Source organism: Geobacillus sp. 46C-IIa, assembly GCF_014679505.1.
Classification (GTDB): Bacteria; Bacillota; Bacilli; order Bacillales; family Anoxybacillaceae; genus Geobacillus.
The window spans coordinates 2,029,261-2,047,131 of record NZ_CP061474.1 but is presented as its reverse complement, the minus strand read 5'-3'; the positions used below and the strand labels follow the sequence as shown (position 1 = coordinate 2,047,131).

Annotated in this window: 17 protein-coding genes; 8 read left to right on the top strand and 9 right to left on the bottom strand. The window is 49.6% G+C overall.

The annotated features are described in order from the left end of the window. The first annotated feature begins 459 nt into the window (after positions 1-459). Both IC803_RS10150 and IC803_RS10145 read left to right on the top strand, forming a co-directional pair. Complete coding sequence (locus tag IC803_RS10150; RefSeq protein WP_184321520.1) at positions 460-1,974, top strand: malate:quinone oxidoreductase; 1,515 nt, start codon at positions 460-462, stop codon at positions 1,972-1,974. Between the two features lie 538 nt (positions 1,975-2,512). Further along, a complete protein-coding gene (locus IC803_RS10145) occupies positions 2,513-3,061 on the top strand; it encodes a YpiB family protein (RefSeq protein ID WP_081211165.1) in 549 nt (182 codons plus the stop codon). A 121-nt stretch (positions 3,062-3,182) separates the two neighbouring features. Here the strand turns inward: IC803_RS10145 and IC803_RS10140 are convergent, their stop codons facing one another. From IC803_RS10140 to IC803_RS10110, 8 genes are all read right to left on the bottom strand, one after another. Then, complete coding sequence (locus tag IC803_RS10140; RefSeq protein ID WP_081211163.1) at positions 3,183-4,307, bottom strand: NAD(P)/FAD-dependent oxidoreductase; 1,125 nt, start codon at positions 4,305-4,307, stop codon at positions 3,183-3,185. A 114-nt stretch (positions 4,308-4,421) separates the two neighbouring features. After that, on the bottom strand, positions 4,422-5,216 hold the full coding sequence (speD, locus tag IC803_RS10135) for an adenosylmethionine decarboxylase (RefSeq protein WP_081211161.1): 795 nt from the start codon (positions 5,214-5,216) through the stop codon (positions 4,422-4,424). 229 nt (positions 5,217-5,445) lie between these two features. Then, a complete protein-coding gene (locus tag IC803_RS10130) occupies positions 5,446-6,285 on the bottom strand; it encodes an MBL fold metallo-hydrolase (protein WP_081211159.1) in 840 nt (279 codons plus the stop codon). Between the two features lie 343 nt (positions 6,286-6,628). After that, complete coding sequence (locus IC803_RS18505) at positions 6,629-6,823, bottom strand: cupin domain-containing protein (protein ID WP_369827009.1); 195 nt, start codon at positions 6,821-6,823, stop codon at positions 6,629-6,631. Between the two features lie 148 nt (positions 6,824-6,971). Continuing rightward, positions 6,972-8,339 (bottom strand): short-chain fatty acid transporter, encoded by a 1,368-nt coding sequence (locus tag IC803_RS10125; protein ID WP_081211157.1) that lies wholly within the window; start codon positions 8,337-8,339, stop codon positions 6,972-6,974. A gap of 136 nt (positions 8,340-8,475) precedes the next feature. Next, positions 8,476-10,077 carry a class I adenylate-forming enzyme family protein gene (locus tag IC803_RS10120; protein WP_081211155.1) on the bottom strand — a complete coding sequence of 534 codons (1,602 nt, stop codon included), beginning with the start codon at positions 10,075-10,077 and terminating at the stop codon, positions 8,476-8,478. A 19-nt stretch (positions 10,078-10,096) separates the two neighbouring features. Next, complete coding sequence (locus IC803_RS10115; protein ID WP_081211153.1) at positions 10,097-10,870, bottom strand: SDR family NAD(P)-dependent oxidoreductase; 774 nt, start codon at positions 10,868-10,870, stop codon at positions 10,097-10,099. Between the two features lie 172 nt (positions 10,871-11,042). Then, positions 11,043-11,615: an AAA-type ATPase lid domain-containing protein gene (locus IC803_RS10110; RefSeq protein ID WP_233134485.1), complete on the bottom strand. Its 573-nt coding sequence runs from the start codon at positions 11,613-11,615 to the stop codon at positions 11,043-11,045. On the opposite strand from IC803_RS10110, the gene IC803_RS10105 reads away from it, so the two are divergent. The 5 genes from IC803_RS10105 to IC803_RS10085 all read left to right on the top strand — a co-directional run bounded on the left by IC803_RS10105 (position 11,545) and on the right by IC803_RS10085 (position 14,862). Continuing rightward, on the top strand, positions 11,545-12,258 hold the full coding sequence (locus tag IC803_RS10105; RefSeq protein ID WP_223811957.1) for an acyl-CoA dehydrogenase family protein: 714 nt from the start codon (positions 11,545-11,547) through the stop codon (positions 12,256-12,258). The genes IC803_RS10110 and IC803_RS10105 overlap by 71 nt on opposite strands. Before the next feature lie 196 nt (positions 12,259-12,454). Further along, the gene (locus tag IC803_RS10100) at positions 12,455-12,943 is read left to right on the top strand and encodes a DUF2935 domain-containing protein (RefSeq protein WP_081211151.1); all 489 of its coding nucleotides are present in this window, start codon (positions 12,455-12,457) and stop codon (positions 12,941-12,943) included. A 181-nt stretch (positions 12,944-13,124) separates the two neighbouring features. Next, a complete protein-coding gene (locus IC803_RS10095) occupies positions 13,125-13,439 on the top strand; it encodes a YbjQ family protein (protein ID WP_081211149.1) in 315 nt (104 codons plus the stop codon). Positions 13,440-13,624: 185 nt separating this feature from the next. Beyond that, the gene (locus IC803_RS10090) at positions 13,625-13,933 is read left to right on the top strand and encodes an ArsR/SmtB family transcription factor (RefSeq protein ID WP_304441252.1); all 309 of its coding nucleotides are present in this window, start codon (positions 13,625-13,627) and stop codon (positions 13,931-13,933) included. A gap of 14 nt (positions 13,934-13,947) precedes the next feature. Beyond that, a complete protein-coding gene (locus tag IC803_RS10085) occupies positions 13,948-14,862 on the top strand; it encodes a cation diffusion facilitator family transporter (RefSeq protein WP_081211145.1) in 915 nt (304 codons plus the stop codon). Between the two features lie 31 nt (positions 14,863-14,893). On the opposite strand, the gene IC803_RS10080 is transcribed toward IC803_RS10085, so the two are convergent. Further along, on the bottom strand, positions 14,894-15,790 hold the full coding sequence (locus IC803_RS10080) for a LysR family transcriptional regulator (protein ID WP_081211143.1): 897 nt from the start codon (positions 15,788-15,790) through the stop codon (positions 14,894-14,896). Between the two features lie 242 nt (positions 15,791-16,032). Between IC803_RS10080 and IC803_RS10075 the strand changes: the two genes are divergently transcribed. Next, the gene (locus IC803_RS10075; RefSeq protein ID WP_081211141.1) at positions 16,033-17,862 is read left to right on the top strand and encodes an assimilatory sulfite reductase (NADPH) flavoprotein subunit; all 1,830 of its coding nucleotides are present in this window, start codon (positions 16,033-16,035) and stop codon (positions 17,860-17,862) included. Positions 17,863-17,871: the final 9 nt, after the last annotated feature.

The following is a 17,871-nucleotide window of genomic DNA, read 5'->3' as shown; positions in this document are numbered from 1 at the left end:
GTTGGCTGCTTTTGTTTTATTTCGTGAGAGGTCCGCTTGCGCATGGATAGAAAGACAGGAAGGATGCACATGAGTGGGGCGGAGTCATACAATAGCATAGACGATCAACATCGGGCTGATTGACTTTTTGCAGGTTTTATAGGCTATGCATTGGTTTCGGGTGAAGTTCCATTGCCCAGCGAAAATTTTTTTATTTTTTCTTTAGAGTGGTAGCGAAATATTCAGCTATTTTGTAAAATTAATATAAAAGAAGAAGACTAGTTTTTGTCATTGAAATAGTTGTGATGTAATAAACATTTAGTTATACTAGTATATTTTCATGTTTTGTATTAATAGTGACATACTATTGATTCATTGTGTTATAATAATTTTGTAACCGCCCTCAAAAGGTAAACGAGAGCATTGGCGCAATCATTTTGAGCGGTCGCTCACCGCTTTTGCAAATATTAGTAGATAGGGATGGTAAACATGGGGAACAAACAGGCAAAAACTGATGTGATCTTAATCGGCGCAGGGATTATGAGCGCCACGTTGGGAACGTTGTTAAAAGAGTTGGCACCGGAGTGGGACATCACTGTGTTTGAAAGGCTGGAAGAAGCAGGAGCGGAAAGCTCCAACGAATGGAACAATGCTGGAACAGGGCATGCGGCGCTTTGCGAGCTGAATTATACTGTTGAGAAGCCCGATGGATCCATTGACATCAGCAAAGCCATCAAAATTAACGAACAATTTTATATTTCTTTGCAGTTTTGGGCCCATTTAGTGAACAGTGGGGTGCTCCGCGACCCAAAAGAGTTCATCCGCCCACTGCCGCATATGAGCTTTGTGCAGGGGGAGGAAAATGTGGCGTTTTTGAAAAAGCGGCATGAAACGATGGCGGCTAATCCACTGTTCAAAGAAATGGAATTTTCCGATGACCCGAAAAAGCTGGCCGAATGGATACCGCTCATGATGGAAAATCGCGTTGTGAACGAGCCGATCGCGGCGACGCGGATTGAATCAGGAACAGACGTGAACTTTGGGGCGCTGACGCGCAAACTGTTTGAGCATTTAAAACGGAAAAATGTCGACATTCATTACCGCCATCATGTCGATGACATCAAACGGACGAGCGACGGTCTGTGGGAGTTGAAAGTGCGCGATTTAGACAGCGGCGCTGTTGAACGTTATGCCGCCAAATTTGTCTTCCTCGGCGCAGGGGGAGGAAGCCTTCATCTGTTGCAAAAATCCGGTATTCCGGAAGGGAAAGGGATTGGCGGATTCCCGGTCAGCGGGTTGTTTATGGTGTGCAATAATCCCGATGTAGCTGAGCAGCATCATGCGAAAGTGTACGGCAAAGCGAAAGTCGGCGCGCCGCCGATGTCGGTTCCGCATTTGGATACGCGGTTTATCAACAATCAAAAAATGTTGCTGTTTGGGCCGTTTGCTGGTTTCTCGCCGAAGTTTTTGAAAAACGGGTCAATGCTCGATTTATTTACATCGGTCAAACCGCATAACCTTTTGACGATGTTGGCGGCCGGCGTGAAAAATATGGCGCTTACGAATTATTTGATCCAGCAAGTGATGTTATCGAAAGAACAGCGCATGGAAGAGTTGCGCGAATTTGTTCCGACGGCGAAAAGCGAGGAATGGGATGTCATTGTTGCTGGCCAGCGCGTGCAAGTGATTAAAGATACGGAAACCGGCGGCAAAGGAACGTTGCAATTCGGCACGGAAGTCGTCCATGCGGCTGATGGCTCAATCGCGGCATTGCTTGGCGCCTCGCCAGGTGCTTCGACCGCCGTTCATGTCATGCTAGAAGTCATTGCGAAATGTTTCCCGGAACGAATGAAAGAGTGGGAGCCGAAGGTGAAAGAAATGATTCCTTCCTACGGTGTATCGCTCATGAAAAACGAACGGCTTTTGCATGACATTCAAGTCGCAACAGCGGAGATGCTCGGTTTAAACGAAGGCCTGGCATTGCAGCTCGTTTAACGTACTTTCCGAAAGAAGTCTCCCACCTCAAAGGGATGAGAAGGGCGACAGCCCAGCGAGTAGGTGGGATCAAAACACAACTTTCTGGAACGGGAGGGGGCGCTCGGTCCATTTCTTACCATAAGATGAGATTACGCGAGAAGCTCTCACTTCCATCAACCCGCAAGATTGATAAGTGGTAGGTAGTTTACATGCGTGCCATTCAGTAGCTTGCCGGCATGTGGTCATGACCGGTGAGGAACAATAGCTGCCCGAAGACGAAGGGCAGCTTTTTTGGCATAAATTTCCTGTTGTTGCTCGTTGCTGCATGGAAGGCCGGAATAAGCTATACTGTATAGACAATAGATCAAATAAAACAGGCCAGCTTGTCGATCATTATTCGTCTAATCGGCGTTGCGGATTCGTTGATGGCTTTTTGAACTGCATTGGTCAAGTTACCATACAATGTTGTAGCGGCAAACGAATAGATTAGGATACAATGTCCCCGTGCCTAAAGGCAGGGGCTTCCTTGTGCAGGTTTCATAAAGGGGGTGGTGTGATGAAGTGGGTGTCGTCATTAGAAAAGCGTCACTTTTTAACTTCGTTTTTGCAAAATTACCGCTTAAAGCATCCGGATGCCCGGTTTGTGCTCAATTATTTGCTGCAACATCCGCATTTGCTAGAAAACGTCCATTTTACAGAAACCGAGCAAAAACAGGCGCGGTGGCTGATTATTTCGGCTGCCACGGCCGAGGAAGAAGGGCTTGTGTTTTATCGCGGCGGCCAGAAAAGCACGGGGTTGGCGGCGATTATGGGCGATTTGGCGTTGCGCCCGAATGAACCATTGTATTTAACGCTTTACTTTCCGGGAAAGGCAAGAAATTTTTCGTATCTGCGGCTCATTGACCATCGGGCGTTTGAGAACGTTCGTCGGCATGAACGCCATGAAAAAATGGCGAAAGCCGCCGAGCAAGTGTTGGATGAAGCGTTAAAGCGTCATGAAGTGTCACGGTTGAAGCTGCAAATTGACCAAGCGCTTGACCGTAAAGACATGGATTTGTTTCAAAAGCTGACAGAACAACTGAAAAAATACGAAGGACAAAGCTGACGAGCGGCTATCAGCTTTGTCCGGGCGCAAGGATCTATCGTATTGGCAGTCCATAAGACCTTTGTTTGACGAGTGTGCCGGCAATCGGCTTGGGTGGTTGCCGTTCATTTCGTACACGGCGTTAGGCAAGCGGGGCGATGGCGCTCGTGACGTCATAGTCATGAGGGTCGAGTTCGGTCGGGATGCCGAGCACGAGCTTGGCCAATTCCGCCCCTAAATAAGGGCCGACGGTGAGCCCTGAGGAGCCGAGGCCGTTGGCGATATAAAGGCCGGTAAAGCCGGGGAGTACACCAAAGATCGGGAGAAACCAAGGTGTGCGCGGACGGAATCCAACCCGCGTTTCGATATATGTGCAAACGGAGAGTCCTGGCGCAATGGTGAGCGCTTTGTGCAATAATTCGTGCATTCCCCCGGCGGTAGGGCGGACGTCCCAACCTGCTTCATCTTCATGTGTTGTTCCGATCACCATTCTGCCTCTTGGAAAGGTGAGCATATACTGATTGCTCGGCGGCATGACAACAGGCCAATGGGATGTGTCGCGGTTCGGATGTTCCAAGTGAATGAGCTGCCCTTTTTGCGGTGTGACGAGCAGATCGATGCCCAAAGGGCGAAGCAGCTCGCTGGCCCAAGCCCCCGCCGTGATGATGACAGCTTCAGCGGCATAGGTCGTTCCATCCGCTTCCACGCCGATGATGCGCGTCCCCTGATGGAGAAGGCGGGCATTTCCGCGAATATGGATGGCGCCGAGCGTTTGGGCCGCATTGAGAAGGGCGTTGCGCAGCGCTCGGCCGTTGACGCGAGCTCCCCCACTTACATATATGGCGTGATATCCCTCAGATAGCGGTGGAAATAGCTCTTTTGCCTCCTTTGGCCCAAGCTGCACGATGTCCCCGATTTCCGGTGCATCTTCGCGCCGTTTGAGGGCGCGCACTTTCATCTGCTCGAGCTTTTGTTCATCCGTATGCAGACAGAGCGCCCCGACGCGCGCATAGCCGGTTTCCGTTTCCCCGTGTGATTGGAGCTCCTCAATGAGGGAAGGGTAAAACTTCGCTCCGTTTTTTGCTAGCTGATACCATTTTTGGTTGCGGCGCTGCGACAACCAAGGACAAACGATCCCCGCCGCCGCGTCGGTCGCCTGTCCTTTGTCACCGCGGTCGATGATCGTCACGGCAGCTCCTTCTTTCGCTAAGTGGTAGGCCACCGCCGCTCCTAAAATGCCAGCTCCGACAACGATGTACGCTCCCATACTCACACCTTTTCCTTTTTTCTACTAGCATACCATATGTAGTGCAAACGGAGAAGCTACAGGGGAAGCTTGAATGGCTGATCGGTGATCACGAGTGCCGAAAAGCCCCCCTTCTTAAAAGCCGCTGGGCATATTCTTTCCATAAAAAATTTCGTCCATTTCTCTCTTCAGTTTAGCGGTCGTTTCCTCTACTTCTTGTTTAGATAAGCCATCTTTCGTATGCCCGAATAGATAGTTGTCTAAATCAAATTGCCGCAGCTTGCACTTTGTATGGAAAATGTTCTCTTGATAAATGTTCACATCAATCATGTCGTACTTCTCGCGAATGGTTTCCGGAATATAATTTTGAATCGATGTGATGTCATGGTCAATAAACAATTTGTATCCGTGAATGTCACGCGTAAACCCGCGCACGCGGTAATCGATGATCATAATGTCGGCGTCAAACGACTGAATCAAATAATCCAGCGCTTTTAACGGCGAAATTTCTCCGCAGGTGACGACGTCAATATCAGCGCGGAACGTACTGATTCCATCACTCGGATGGTATTCTGGGTATGTATGAACGGTAATATGACTTTTATCAAGCGAAAGCACGACTGCCTCAGGCAACGGCGCCTCGGCTTGCGGCACTTCCACCACCGGCCCTTCGGAAACGAGCATTGTCACACTTGCACCTTGCGGAACGTAATCTTGTTTGGCGATGTTTAACACATGGGCGCCGATCATCTCGGCGACGTGTTTCAAAATGTTGGTCAGCCGTTCGGCGTTGTAAACATCGTCGATGTAGGAAATGTATGCTTCCCGCTCCTTGGGTGTTTTCGTATAGCAAATATCGTACATATTGAAGCTGAGCGATTTGGTCAAATTGTTAAATCCGTGCAGTTTCACGTGTGGCGTGTCGTTCATGCCTTGGATCATCCTTTCGTTTTTTCTTAATTTGTCCGATTTGCGGCAAATGTAGTGAACGTTTTGTGCAGAAAGGAATGAATTACCGCTTCCTGCTGCTAGACGGGCCTGATTGTTGTAGAAAATATGACTTCAGGGTAAGGCTGGCAAGAGTGGCGAGCAAACAGCAACCATATTGAAAAAGGACGTCCCTTAAGGCCGTGGCATGGCCATTTGGGGACGTCCCGCTTCAACTTGCTTTCTTTGCTTCATAGTCCCGAATCACGGAACGGATGATATGCAGCGAATCCCACTCTCCGCCGGAAAAAAAGACGATCGGGTATTTTTTCGGAAACAGGAGCGCTTGAATTTGTTTTGGCGGTGTTCCTTTTTCGTATAAGTCAATAATGATGTCTTGCAGTTCAAGCAAATAGTCAAGCTTTCGCCGAAGCGCCTCGCGTCCGTTCGGGAGATAGCCGGCGTGGGCGCAGAAGACGTCTCCGAAATCGTACGTCAACACATGTTGCAAGGAGGCGATGATCGCCGGAATGTCTTCCTCGCGCAAGATGACTTTCGTTTTCTCTTGGCAGTACAAGTCACCGCTAAACAGCTGTCCCGTTTCGCGGTTCAAAAAGACGACATGGTCAATCGCATGGCCGGGTGTCGGGATGACATCCCACGTCGCGTTTCGAGAGGAAAACGTGGCGCCAATGGGCTCGGCGGCAAATGGCTCGCGCTTTCCCCAAAAGACTTTCCGATACAACGGATAGTCCGCCTTTTGCCGGCAATAGTCGATCATCGGCTCATTCATATAGATGGGCAATCCCATCGTTCGTTGCAAAAACGCCGCACAACCGGTATGGTCTTCGTGAAAATGAGTGATCACGACTTGGTCGATGTCTTGTTGTTGAAAAAACGAGGTGAATTCGTTTTCCATCGATTTTGCGCCGGTGTCAATCAAGACGCCGTCAACGACGAAGCAACGGACGGCAAGCCGCACGCCTTGAAACATCGCCGTTCCCTTGGCGATATGCACGTTTTGAACCATTTCGGTTTCCAACCGTTTTTTGATCACTTTATCAAGCCACATGGGGGAACCTCCTTGTCGCAAGGGATGTTGTGATCATTATACCATAGAGAATGAGCATTCATTCATTTTTTCCAAAAACAGTCTCAAAGCGGGTAGGCAGTCTCTTATTATTTACTGTAAGAAAACAAGATATGGATTTGTACCCCGTTTTTTGTTGGGATGTTGCTCTTGATAACGACCGACAGGTGGTTCAGACGTGGGAAGAGAATAGCGGATTAGCAGTGGATATAAGGAACATCAAGCATGGGGATTAGGAACAAAAACATGGGGAGAAAACGCTCGGTTCTCTCCCTATGTTTTTTTGTTTTACGCAAGGTTTGTCGCACCGCTTAGATCGAAACAGCTACAGCACCTTCGCGCCAACAGACAGCATGGTTTTTGAGAACATAGAAACACGTTGGGCGGAAGGGAACAAAGCGAGAAATCTTGCACGTTGCTCCCCGTTATTTTTGATGGAGTGGGGAACATCAGCGAGAATAACGACAAGCCGACCTGCGACTAGCTGTTGGCGTTGATCCTCTACGACCGCTCCTGCTATCCCTTCAATGACCTAAAGAATTTCTTCCACGCTTTCCATATGTTCACCCAAAGAAAACCATCGCTATTACTCACAAGGGAGTTTCCGAAATCAGATAAAAGAGCTGCCCGTAATTAGTTCGACGGCTGGTTGCAGAGCAGCCGTTTGATCAAAGCACGTACAAAAAGACAGAAGCAACGATGCCGACGTAAAGGAATGTGATCGTTGTAAAGCCCATAATATCGCGGATGCGCAGGCCGGCAATGGCAAGGAGCGGGATGGCCCAAAACGGTTGGATCATGTTGCTCCATTCGCCCCAGGCGACGGCCATCACCATTTTGGCTGGATCCACTCCCATCTCAAGGGCTGCAGGAAGGGCAATCGGCGCCTGCACGACCCATTGGCCGCCGCCGGACGGGATGAATAAGTTTAAAAATCCGGCTGACCAGAAGGTGAATAGCGGCAGCGTTTCGCTCGTTGAAAACTTCGTGAAGACGTCGGACAGCCATTGAGCCAACCCGGATGAGGACATCATGCCCATAATGCCAGCGTAAAACGGGTATTGCAAAATAATTTGGCTGACGCTGTTGGATGATTTAACAAGGCCGATTCCGAGTTCGCGCACGTTTCCAAACAGCAGCAAAGCGAGCGTTAAAAACATCAAGTTGACGGTGTTCAGATCGAGAGAAAATCCGTTTTTTGAAAAGTGGATAACTAAATAAATCAATCCAAGAATGCCAGCCGCTACCGTAATGAGGCGGCTTTTTTCAATTTTGTCGTTGATGAAGTTCGATTGTTCCTGCGGTTCATCGATCGAATCTTCTAGCAAGTTCGGATCGATGAGAAAACGGTTTTCTTTTTTGGCTGGATGAATGAGTTTCATAATGAAGGGCAGTGTAAAGAAGACGACGAGAATAATTGCCATATTCACCGCTGAAAAAATCGTTTCCGACGTTGGGATGACACCGATTTGATCTTCGAACACATGTCCCTTGGTGGCGACGAACAGAGCAGCGGAAGATGACAAGCCGCCTTGCCAAATGACAAATCCGGAATAGCCAGCGGCGACAAGGACGCGATAGTCGACGTCACGCACTTTTTTTGCCACTAGCTTGGCGATGATGCCGGCGACGACGAGGCCGAACGCCCAGCTAATGAATGAAGCGGCCAACGATGTAAAAGTGACAAGCAAGATGGCGGAATTGGGCGAATGGCATTTCCCAGCGATTTTTTCAAGCAATCGCGAGACGGGTTTCGTCAACGCCAAGGCATAGCTCATAACAAAAGTAGTAATGACTTGGGCGGTGAAGGCGAGCAATCCCCAGAGCCCGTCGCCCCAATACGTGATCATCTCGATCGGACTTTTTCCGTTAATCAATAGGCCGCCTAAAAACGTTACAAATGTGAGAACAACGGCGAAGACGAAAGAGTCTGGCAGCCATCGCTCGGCGATTTTGGCGAAAAAAAGCGCCAATTTCGCGATCAAATTGTTTTCTTGTTTTTCCATCGACATGTCTGTCTGCACTTTTGCTTCCATACGCATCATCCTCCTCGACAGATTTTATGTCCTAGTTCTCCTTTTATGGCCCGTGGCATAAAGGGAGGAACAGCGGGTTCAAACAAAACAGTTGATAACGCTTTCAAAAAATCTCCTTTTATGTTGGTGAATCTAGTCACTGTGGTTGATTCGTCATCGACATTTCGATCAGTTTGTTTTTTAAGATTTTTCCTCCTGGATTGCGTGGAAGCTGATCAAGGAATTCGACTTGCTTTGGCGTCTTGAATTTCGAGAGCCGCTCTCGGGCAAAGGTGATAATCTCATCGGCTGTTGGCGATTCACCGGATTTAGGGACAATGTAGGCTTTTACCTCTTCCCCGAATATCGGGTCTTTCACCCCGACGACGGCTGCTTCAAGCACTTTCGGGTGAGCGTAGAGAACGTTTTCAACCTCGACCGAATAGATTTTTTCCCCACCGCGGTTGATGACGTCTTTTTTTCGATCGAGGATATACACAAAGCCGTCTTCATCGATGCGGGCGATGTCGCCGGATTTCCAGTACCCGTCTTCAGTGAAAGATGATCGGTTCTCTTCCGGGCGATTCCAATATTCTTTAATGACCATAGGGCCTTTAATGTACAGCTCGCCGGCTTCTCCCGGTTTGGCGGGTTCGCCGTTTTCCGCGATGACTTTGACATCGGCGACAGGCACTGGTACGCCGACAGAGTCCGTTTTGTCATCAGGGGATTGTTTGGGCATGATCGTTGTTGGCGAGGTTGTTTCTGTTGCGCCGTAGGCATTGTGTAGACATGCACTCGGAAAACAGTTCCTCAACTGACTGATCGTTTCTTTGGATACCGGCGCCCCGCCATAGGCGACGATGCGCACAAAGTCATACGAGGATGCGTGAAACGACGCATGCGACATCATCATGATGTACATTGTCGGCACATTGAACAAAAAGGTGATCCGTTCTTGCTGGATTAGCCGGATGGTGGCTTCTGTCTGGTAGCGTTCCATCAGAACGACCGTGCCGCCGACAAGCATCATATGGAGCAGTTGGCCAATCAAGCCGGTGACATGAAACAGCGGGACGGCGACAAGTGTGCGCACCGTATGGTCAGTCTGCATAACCGTCTGATAGCTTAAACAGCTATGGATGGCGTTCACATGGCTGCCCACTGCTCCTTTTGGCCGCCCGGTTGTTCCGGATGTGTACATGATATAGAGCGAATCTGTCTCATGCGGAGGAGAGAATGGTTGCTCTTTCCCTCTGGCATGGCCAAGCAAGTCTTCATGAAACGAATACAGGCGTTTGTCGGGCTCGCGGCCATCGGTCAAATAACAGCAGGGGGCCGCTGAATGATGGATGAGCCAGTTTTCAAGCGATTTGACGAGCTCACGGTTCGTGATGAGCATGTTTGTCCCAGCATCTGTCATCATGTAAATCAGGTCGTTGGCGGTGAGCTTCGTGTTCAGCGGTACGAACATGGCCCCAATTTTGGCGCACGCCAATGCGGTTAGTACAAATTCGATGTCATTACCAAGCAATATGGCGATGCGGTCGCCTTTTTTCACTTGGTTTTCACTGAGGCAGGCAGCTGTTCTGTCAACAAGTTGCTTCAGTTCGGCATAACTGAGCCGCGTGCCGCCTTTGACGAGCGCTTCCCTGTTTGGGAACTGCACGGCCGAACGTGCGAGCATTTCGTAAACGTTTGCCGGTCGTTTGGAGTACAACTTGACCGACCGTCCGTATAAACGCCCTTCCGCGATCATGGAATCCCCCCTGATGATGTTATTTGGCTGTCCAGCCGCCGTCCACGTATAAAATGTGTCCGGTAATGTAATTGGCGGCGTCAGAGGCGAGAAAGACAACGGGCCCCGCCACATCCTCTGGTTCGCCAACGCGATTGAGCATCGTGCTCTTGACAATGTCCCGATACCGTTCCTCATCCTCAAGCCAGGCGCTCGTCATTGGCGTCCGAATATAAGCCGGGGCGATGGCGTTGACGTTGATATTGTATGGAGCGAGTTCACTCGCCCAAACCTTTGTCAACTGGTTGATGCCGCCTTTGCTGGCGGCGTAGCTCGTTTGAAACGGCATGCCGACGCCGCCGAAAATGGACGAAATGTTAATAATTTTTCCGCTCCGCTGTTGGATCATCTGTTTGGCCGCTGCCTGGCCGACGAGGAAGATGCCTTTTAAGTTGGTGTCTAACACTTGGTTCCAATCGTATTCCTCAATGTCAATGAGCGGCTTGCGGATGTTCATGCCAGCGTTGTTCACCAAAATATCGAGACGACCGTGTTGCTCGACGACGCAATTGACCATGTGCTGAACGCTTTCTTTGTCGGTGACATCCGCTTGAACCCAAGAAAGTGAGATTCCTTGGCCGGCCACGTCTTCGGTTGCCTTTTTCAAATCGACCGCCTTCCGGCTGGCGATCACGACATTGGCCCCATGAACCGCCAAGGCGCATGCCATGGCTAACCCGATGCCTCTGCTACCGCCGGTGACAAGGGCGACTTTTCCGTCAAGCCGAAAGGAAGGGAAGCGTCTTGCATCCATCAATGACACCTCTTTCCATCATTAGGAATATCAGTCTTCATCTATGTATAAGCAATTTTCATGCCAATAAACAAGGGGATAGGAAAGTTCACAAAATTGTTACATTTTCAGTTCGTGCGAGCCAAAAGGTGATTCTGTATGGAATCAATGATGAAAAAACGAATCAATCCGTTCAAATGCCGAGCCGTTGCATTTTTTTCACCAAGGCGGATTGGCTGATGCCGAGCGCTTGGGCTGCTTTTCTTGTCGTCTTGTATTCAGAAATCGCTTTCAAAATCAGTTCTCGTTCCAGATTGCGGACCATGTCTTTCATCGTTTTTGACGCTTGTTTCATCTCCAATGATGAAGAGGAATGGGAAAAAGGCAAGTGTATGGCCGTGATGTGATCGGTTTCCGTTGTAATGACGAGCCGTTCGATTAAGTTCTGCATTTCCCGGACATTCCCTGGCCATGCATACGACTTCATCGCTAGCAGTGCATCATCGGTGAATTGTTTATTGAGGCGGTATTTTTGATTAGCCCGCTCTAAAAAATAATGGGCGAGCAAAGGAATGTCTTCTTGGCGTTCCCGCAGCGGTGGAATGTGAATCGGGATAATGTTCAGACGATAGTACAAGTCTTCGCGAAACTTCCCCTGTTTGACGAGAGACTCCAAATCTTGATTGGTCGCCGATATGACGCGCACGTCAATTTCCATTGTGGTTGCCAAGACCGACCCGAGTGCTCCACCCCACCGGCAGTTCAGCTTATTTATCGTCGAGCATGATAACCCTGGGTTCGAAATCGTCCGCGAGCTTCCTGTCATCGGCGATCATTTCACTGGCGGCCATTGCGAAGTGCGGTATACGAATTGCCGCATTCCCAAAGAAAATCTGTTAGGGCCGCAGGGAATGGGATTGGAGCTGGCGCAGTTGCGACTAAAGACAGGTCGCATCACTCATGCGATGCGCTGGATCGGCATCGCCCAACGAAGTTTAGACTTAATGATCAGCTATTCCTTAAAGCGAGAAACGCGCGGGAAGCGGCTGGCGGATTATCAGACGATCCAAAAGTTTATCGCCGATTCGGCAGTTGAAATTGAAGCGTTCCGCCTTATGACGTTGAAGGCGGTGTGGATGATGGACAACGGTTACGAGGCGAAAAAAGAAGTTTCCGCCATTAAGTTTTTCGGCGCCAAAGTGCTTCATGATGTGATTGATCGGGCGATTCAAGTGCACGGCGCCCTTGGCGTGACCGGGGATACACCGCTTGAGGGGTTTTACCGCGAAGCTCGAACGGCGCGGATTTACGACGGTCCAGATGAAGTTCATCGCATGGTCGTGGCTCGTTCGATAATCAAAGAGTTTGAACAAAATGAAGGCAAACGTGTTGGCGTCCCGCAAGCGTGATTGGGGCATAACACCAACATCTCCCGCAACCGGCGCTGCGGGAGATTCCTTATTCGCTGAAGTTTTCAGAGCCATACGGTAAACATTCCGGCGAAGCAGCTGCTTCATAGACTGCTTCGCTATTTTTGAAGCATTGACTGCCTTTTTTGCCCATACATATGGAAGGAAAGGGAGATAAAAATCGGGAGGGAAGAGCGTGCAATTTTATTACGGCCCACATATGCCGTTGCGCATTTTGGATGAGATTGAATTTTGGAAGCACCAAGAAGAGGAGCATACGGTAGTGATTCGCGAACTTGTGTCCGGATTGGAAGCATCTTATGTGGATGCGTTGAAGAAGTGGGAAGAGGCCTTGTCTGTTACGCACCAGCAAGCCGTCCGTTATATCGAATCGGTGATCCGGGCCGGTTATTATGTTCCTGAACAACTGCATCAGCAAGTGCTCCATTTCGTTTCATTCTGCCTGCAACAAAGTCTCCAATTCATCGAGTTGTGCCGGCAAGTGAAAAGGAAAAGTGCGGTCGTTGCCCAAAATCCGACGGCGAAAGTTGTGTTAGACCATATCATTCGCGAATCAGAGTATTTTATCGGCATCGCCCAGCTGCTGTTGTACGGAACCCAAGCGGCGCCGGTTGCACCGCGGGCAAATTCGGCAGCGACGCCTAGTGATGAAAAGGAATCATAGAATTACGTGCTTTATCTATTGAAGGCCGGCGAAAAACGGTTGTCACGAGCAAATCAGCGGCATTTCGCTAAAAAAGAAGATTGGTTTCGCCAGGTTTTCTAATTGATAAATAGCCGGAACTAGCAGTATTTTGTACGAAATCACCAGCCTCATTGATGACGAGAGGCAAGGGGGCATTGTTGTGATTGTTACGACCACCCATACCATTGAAGGAAAAGAAATTGAAGCGTATTTCGGCATTGTGGCGGGGGAAGTCATTTTAGGCGCCAATGTCGTTCGCGATTTTCTCGCCAGCATTACCGATATCATCGGCGGACGGAGTGGGACGTATGAAAGCAAGCTGGCCGAGGGAAGAGAATTAGCCATTCGCGAAATGGTGAATAAAGCAGCGAAGCTCGGGGCGAACGCGGTCATTGGCGTTGATCTCGATTTTGAAACATTGCGTGATGGCATGATGATGTGCATTGCGACCGGGACGGCAGTGAAGGTGAAATAGTGGCGTAGGGGATTCCGATGCAAGGGCTGCATACAACATAGACATCGCTATGATTAGCGGCGGACGATGCTCCCCGCTTTTTTTCGTTGAGTCAATGATTGACAAAGATCACAAGGTGAGCATATAATTCATATATATATGAACATGTGTTCATATGTTAATGAATATAAAGCGAGGGAATGGCTGTGAAAACAGAAGATCATCTGTTTTTAGAAGCGGAAACGGTGGATGAAGTGTTACGCCTATTTAAAGCACTAGCAGATCCGACCCGAATCAAAATGTTGTATTTGTTGTCGCAGGAAGAATGTCATGTCGGCCATATCGCGGAAGTGCTCGGCATGTCGCAGTCGGCCGTTTCCCACCAGCTGGCGCTGCTTCGGGCGTTGCGGCTCGTCAAATACCGCCGCGAAGGGAAGACATTGGTGTATTCTTGCGATGATGATCATGTGATTTCGTTGTTAAAACAGGCGATTGACCATGCACAACACCGGTGAGGGGGAGTCGATTGATGCACCACCATGCGCACGGCCATTGTGGCCATCATCGCCATGGCAGAGAAGGAAATCGAAAAGGGTTAGCGATCGCTCTTGGCATAACGACAAGTATTATGGTTCTTGAATTTGTCGGCGGGCTCGTAACGAACAGCCTTGCCCTTCTCTCGGATTCGGGACATATGCTTAGCGATGCCGCTTCGCTTCTGCTGAGTCTAGTGGCAGTATGGTTGGCGGCCAAGCCTGCCTCTCCAAAGAAAACGTACGGATTGTATCGGTTCGAGATTTTAGCAGCGCTCGTCAACGGGATAACATTGGCGGTGATTGCCGCTTGGATTATTTGGGAAGCAGCAGGGAGATTGGTGAATCCTCCGAACGTAGCGAGCGGGCCGATGATGGCCGTAGCTGCCGTTGGATTGTTGGCGAATCTGGCGAGCGCTTGGGTGTTGATGCATAAAGGAGATGTCAAGGGGAATGTCAATGTCCGCAGCGCGTATTTGCACGTGCTCGGTGATGCGTTAGGTTCGGTCGGTGCGATGGTGGCGGGGCTTATCATGTGGCTGTTTGGCTGGTATTTGGCCGATCCGCTCATTTCCATGTTTGTGGCCGTTTTGATTTTAAGAGGCGCGTTCGCTGTCGTTTGGCAGACGGTGCACATTTTAATGGAAGGAACGCCTGCTGCCATCGACCAGACGGAAGTGAAAACGGCGCTTTCGGGCATTGAGGGGGTGTTGGATGTCCACGATTTGCATATTTGGACGATCACCTCAGGTCTTGATTCGTTAAGCTGCCATCTGCTTATTGAAGATGGCCGCGATGCCCAAGCGATTTTGCAGCAGGCGATTGATTTGGTGGAAACCCGCTTTCATATTCGCCATGCGACCATTCAAATCGAAATGCCGCACATCCGCCATGGGGAGATGGAAGTGTGAAGGGCGGGTCATTGATGACCGCGCCCTTCTGTTATTTGTTGGCGCCCGTCCAGTTGGTTTGCAACGTTTCAAGGAAAATGCGGACGCTTTGTTTGTTTTCCATAATCGGCGAATAAATATAAGAAAGCATCCGGTAAAACGGCGGGTGCTTTAGGCGGATGACGGACAGGTGACCGTGCTCGATGTCGCGGGCGACGACGCTGCGTGACAGAAGGGACAAGGCGTTGCCGTTGATTAACGTTTCTTTAATGCCTTGGTTGCTGCTGATGATCATGAGTGATTTTACCTTTAATCCGTTTGAGCGGATGAAGTGGTTGAAGTATTCGCGTGTGCCTGAACCGATTTCGCGCGCCACCCATGCTTCGTTTTGCAAATCGGTGATCGCCACTTCCTCTTTTTGTGCCAATTCGTGGCGGTTTGAAGAGACGATGACAAGTTCGTCCTGCATGAATGGGTGAACGGACAGTTCTTTGTCGTTCGTTTGTCCTTCGATCAAGCCGATATCCACTTGGTATGAGCGGACGAGTTCGACGATTTCTTTTGTGTTGCCGATCATCACCCCAAGTTCGAGTTCCGGGTAGCGCTGTTGGAAGTCGAGCAAAAACGGCGGCAAAATATACTCCCCAATCGTAAAGCTGGCGCCGATTTTTAATTCGCCTTTCACTGAATGGTGATGCTCTAAAATGTCTTGTTTCGTCTGTTCGTACAGTGCCAGCATTTGTTTGGCGCGGTCATACAGAAGTTCGCCGGTTGGCGTCATGCGCAGCCGTTTCGGGGAACGGATGAACAGTTTTGTTTGAAACTCTTTTTCTAAATTTTTGATGTGTAAACTAACACTCGGCTGGGAGAGATGAAGGATTTCAGCTGTTTTTGTGAAATTTTTCACTTCTGCCAACGTAATAAACGTTTTTAATTCGTCATAATACATACTCATTCCCCCTGCTCGTGATGGCTTCGTCCAGGTGTAAATATTGATTAGAAATATTAATAGTTTTAATAATTTATATTTATTTTACTAATGTTTTGTTTTGCGGTAAAGTGTAAATATGATATAACATTTAAAACCTACTTGTTTTATAGGAATAATGGATATTTGGTGGCAACGCCTATAAAAGTCAGAAAGGAATTCCGCCATCATTCCATTTTATTTTATATTGAGGGGTGGACACGTTGCAGCTGCAAGTAACTAACAGTCCGTTTAGCCAGGAGCAGATCGAGCTCCTGAACCGTTTGTTGCCGACGTTGACGCCGCCGCAAAAGCTTTGGCTGAGCGGGTATTTGGCCGCGGCCGAGACCGCAGTGAGCGTTCTCGATGCCGAGGCGCCGACGCTGTTTGCCGGGGGCGGCAAGCCGATTTCGAAAGAGGTGACTGTTCTTTACGGTTCACAAACCGGCAACGCGCAAAAGTTGGCGGAAAAAGCCGGCAAAGCGCTCAAGGAGCGCGGCTTTGAGGTGAAAGTGTCGTCGATGCTTGATTTTAAGCCGAACGAATTAAAGAAAGTGGAGACGCTGCTCATTGTTGTGAGCACGCATGGGGAAGGCGATCCGCCGGACAACGCTGTGTCGTTTTACGAATTTCTTCACAGCAAACGGGCGCCAAAACTGGATCATCTCCGCTTCTCCGTCCTTGCGCTCGGCGATACGTCATATGAGCATTTTTGCCAGACAGGGAAAGATTTTGATAAGCGGTTGGAAGAGCTTGGGGGAGAACGGTTTTATCCGCGCGTCGACTGTGATGTGGACTATGAAGAAGCGGCGGCGAAATGGCTCGATGGCGTGCTTGGCGAGTTGAGCAAACAAGCAAACGCCAACGGTGGAGCGGCTCCGCTCTTGTCGGCTGTGGCTGCGGCGCCGAAAGCCGAACCTGCCGTCGTCTACTCGCGGAAAAACCCGTTTCCAGCCGAAGTGTTGGAAAACATTAACTTAAACGGCCGCGGTTCGAATAAAGAAACGCGTCATCTCGAATTGTCGCTTGAAGGATCGGGCTTGAAATATGAGCCGGGCGATGCGCTTGGCATTTTCCCGAAAAACGATCCGGAGCTTGTTGACCTTGTCATCCAAGAAATGAAATGGAATCCGGAAGAAACAGTAACGATCGATAAGGATGGAGAAGTGCGGTCGCTGAAAGAAGCGCTCACGTCTCATTTTGAAATTACCGTTTTGACGAAAGCTCTTCTCCAAAAGCTGGCGCCGCTATCGAAAAACAGCGCGCTTCAAGAGCTTGTTGCTCCGGGCAATGAGGCGAAATTAAAAGAATATGCTAAGGGCCGCGACTTGCTCGATGCACTGCGCGATTTTGGCCCGTGGGACGCTGCGCCGCAACAAGTCATTTCCATCTTGCGGAAAATGCCGCCGCGCCTATATTCGATCGCGAGTAGCTTAGCCGCGTATCCGGATGAAGTGCATTTGACGATCGGTGCGGTCCGTTATGAGTCTTACGGCCGCCTGCGCAAAGGGGTGTGCTCGACGTTTTGTGCCGAGCGCATTCAAATCGGCGATACGCTGCCGGTCTTTATTCAACCGAATCCGAACTTCAAGCTGCCGAAAGATCCGTCGACGCCGATCATTATGGTGGGACCGGGCACGGGGGTAGCGCCGTTCCGCGCCTTTATGCAAGAGCGCGAGGCGACAGGGGCGAACGGAAAATCATGGCTTTTCTTTGGCGATCAGCATTTTGTGACTGACTTCCTGTATCAAACGGAATGGCAAGCATGGCTGAAAAGCGGTGTGCTCACCAAAATGGATGTCGCCTTTTCACGCGATAGAGAGGAAAAAGTATACGTCCAGCATCGGATGCTTGAACGAAGCAAAGAGCTGTTCGGCTGGCTCGAGGAAGGCGCCGTCGTCTACATTTGCGGCGACAAGCAGCACATGGCGCGCGACGTCCACCAGACGCTCATTGATATTATTGAAAAAGAAGGCGGAATGAGCCGCGAACAAGCAGAAGCTTATTTGACCGAAATGCAAAAGCAAAAACGGTACCAACGCGACGTCTATTAATCTCAAAGA

Coding starts and splice junctions, on each gene's coding strand:
- IC803_RS10150 (WP_184321520.1), top strand. CDS start 460: ATGGTAAACATGGGGAACAAACAGGCAAAAACTGATGTGATCTTAATC.
- IC803_RS10145 (WP_081211165.1), top strand. CDS start 2,513: ATGAAGTGGGTGTCGTCATTAGAAAAGCGTCACTTTTTAACTTCGTTT.
- IC803_RS10140 (WP_081211163.1), bottom strand. CDS start 4,307: ATGGGAGCGTACATCGTTGTCGGAGCTGGCATTTTAGGAGCGGCGGTG.
- speD (WP_081211161.1), bottom strand. CDS start 5,216: ATGAACGACACGCCACACGTGAAACTGCACGGATTTAACAATTTGACC.
- IC803_RS10130 (WP_081211159.1), bottom strand. CDS start 6,285: ATGTGGCTTGATAAAGTGATCAAAAAACGGTTGGAAACCGAAATGGTT.
- IC803_RS10125 (WP_081211157.1), bottom strand. CDS start 8,339: ATGGAAGCAAAAGTGCAGACAGACATGTCGATGGAAAAACAAGAAAAC.
- IC803_RS10120 (WP_081211155.1), bottom strand. CDS start 10,077: ATGATCGCGGAAGGGCGTTTATACGGACGGTCGGTCAAGTTGTACTCC.
- IC803_RS10115 (WP_081211153.1), bottom strand. CDS start 10,870: ATGGATGCAAGACGCTTCCCTTCCTTTCGGCTTGACGGAAAAGTCGCC.
- IC803_RS10105 (WP_223811957.1), top strand. CDS start 11,545: ATGACGCGCACGTCAATTTCCATTGTGGTTGCCAAGACCGACCCGAGT.
- IC803_RS10085 (WP_081211145.1), top strand. CDS start 13,948: ATGCACCACCATGCGCACGGCCATTGTGGCCATCATCGCCATGGCAGA.
- IC803_RS10080 (WP_081211143.1), bottom strand. CDS start 15,790: ATGTATTATGACGAATTAAAAACGTTTATTACGTTGGCAGAAGTGAAA.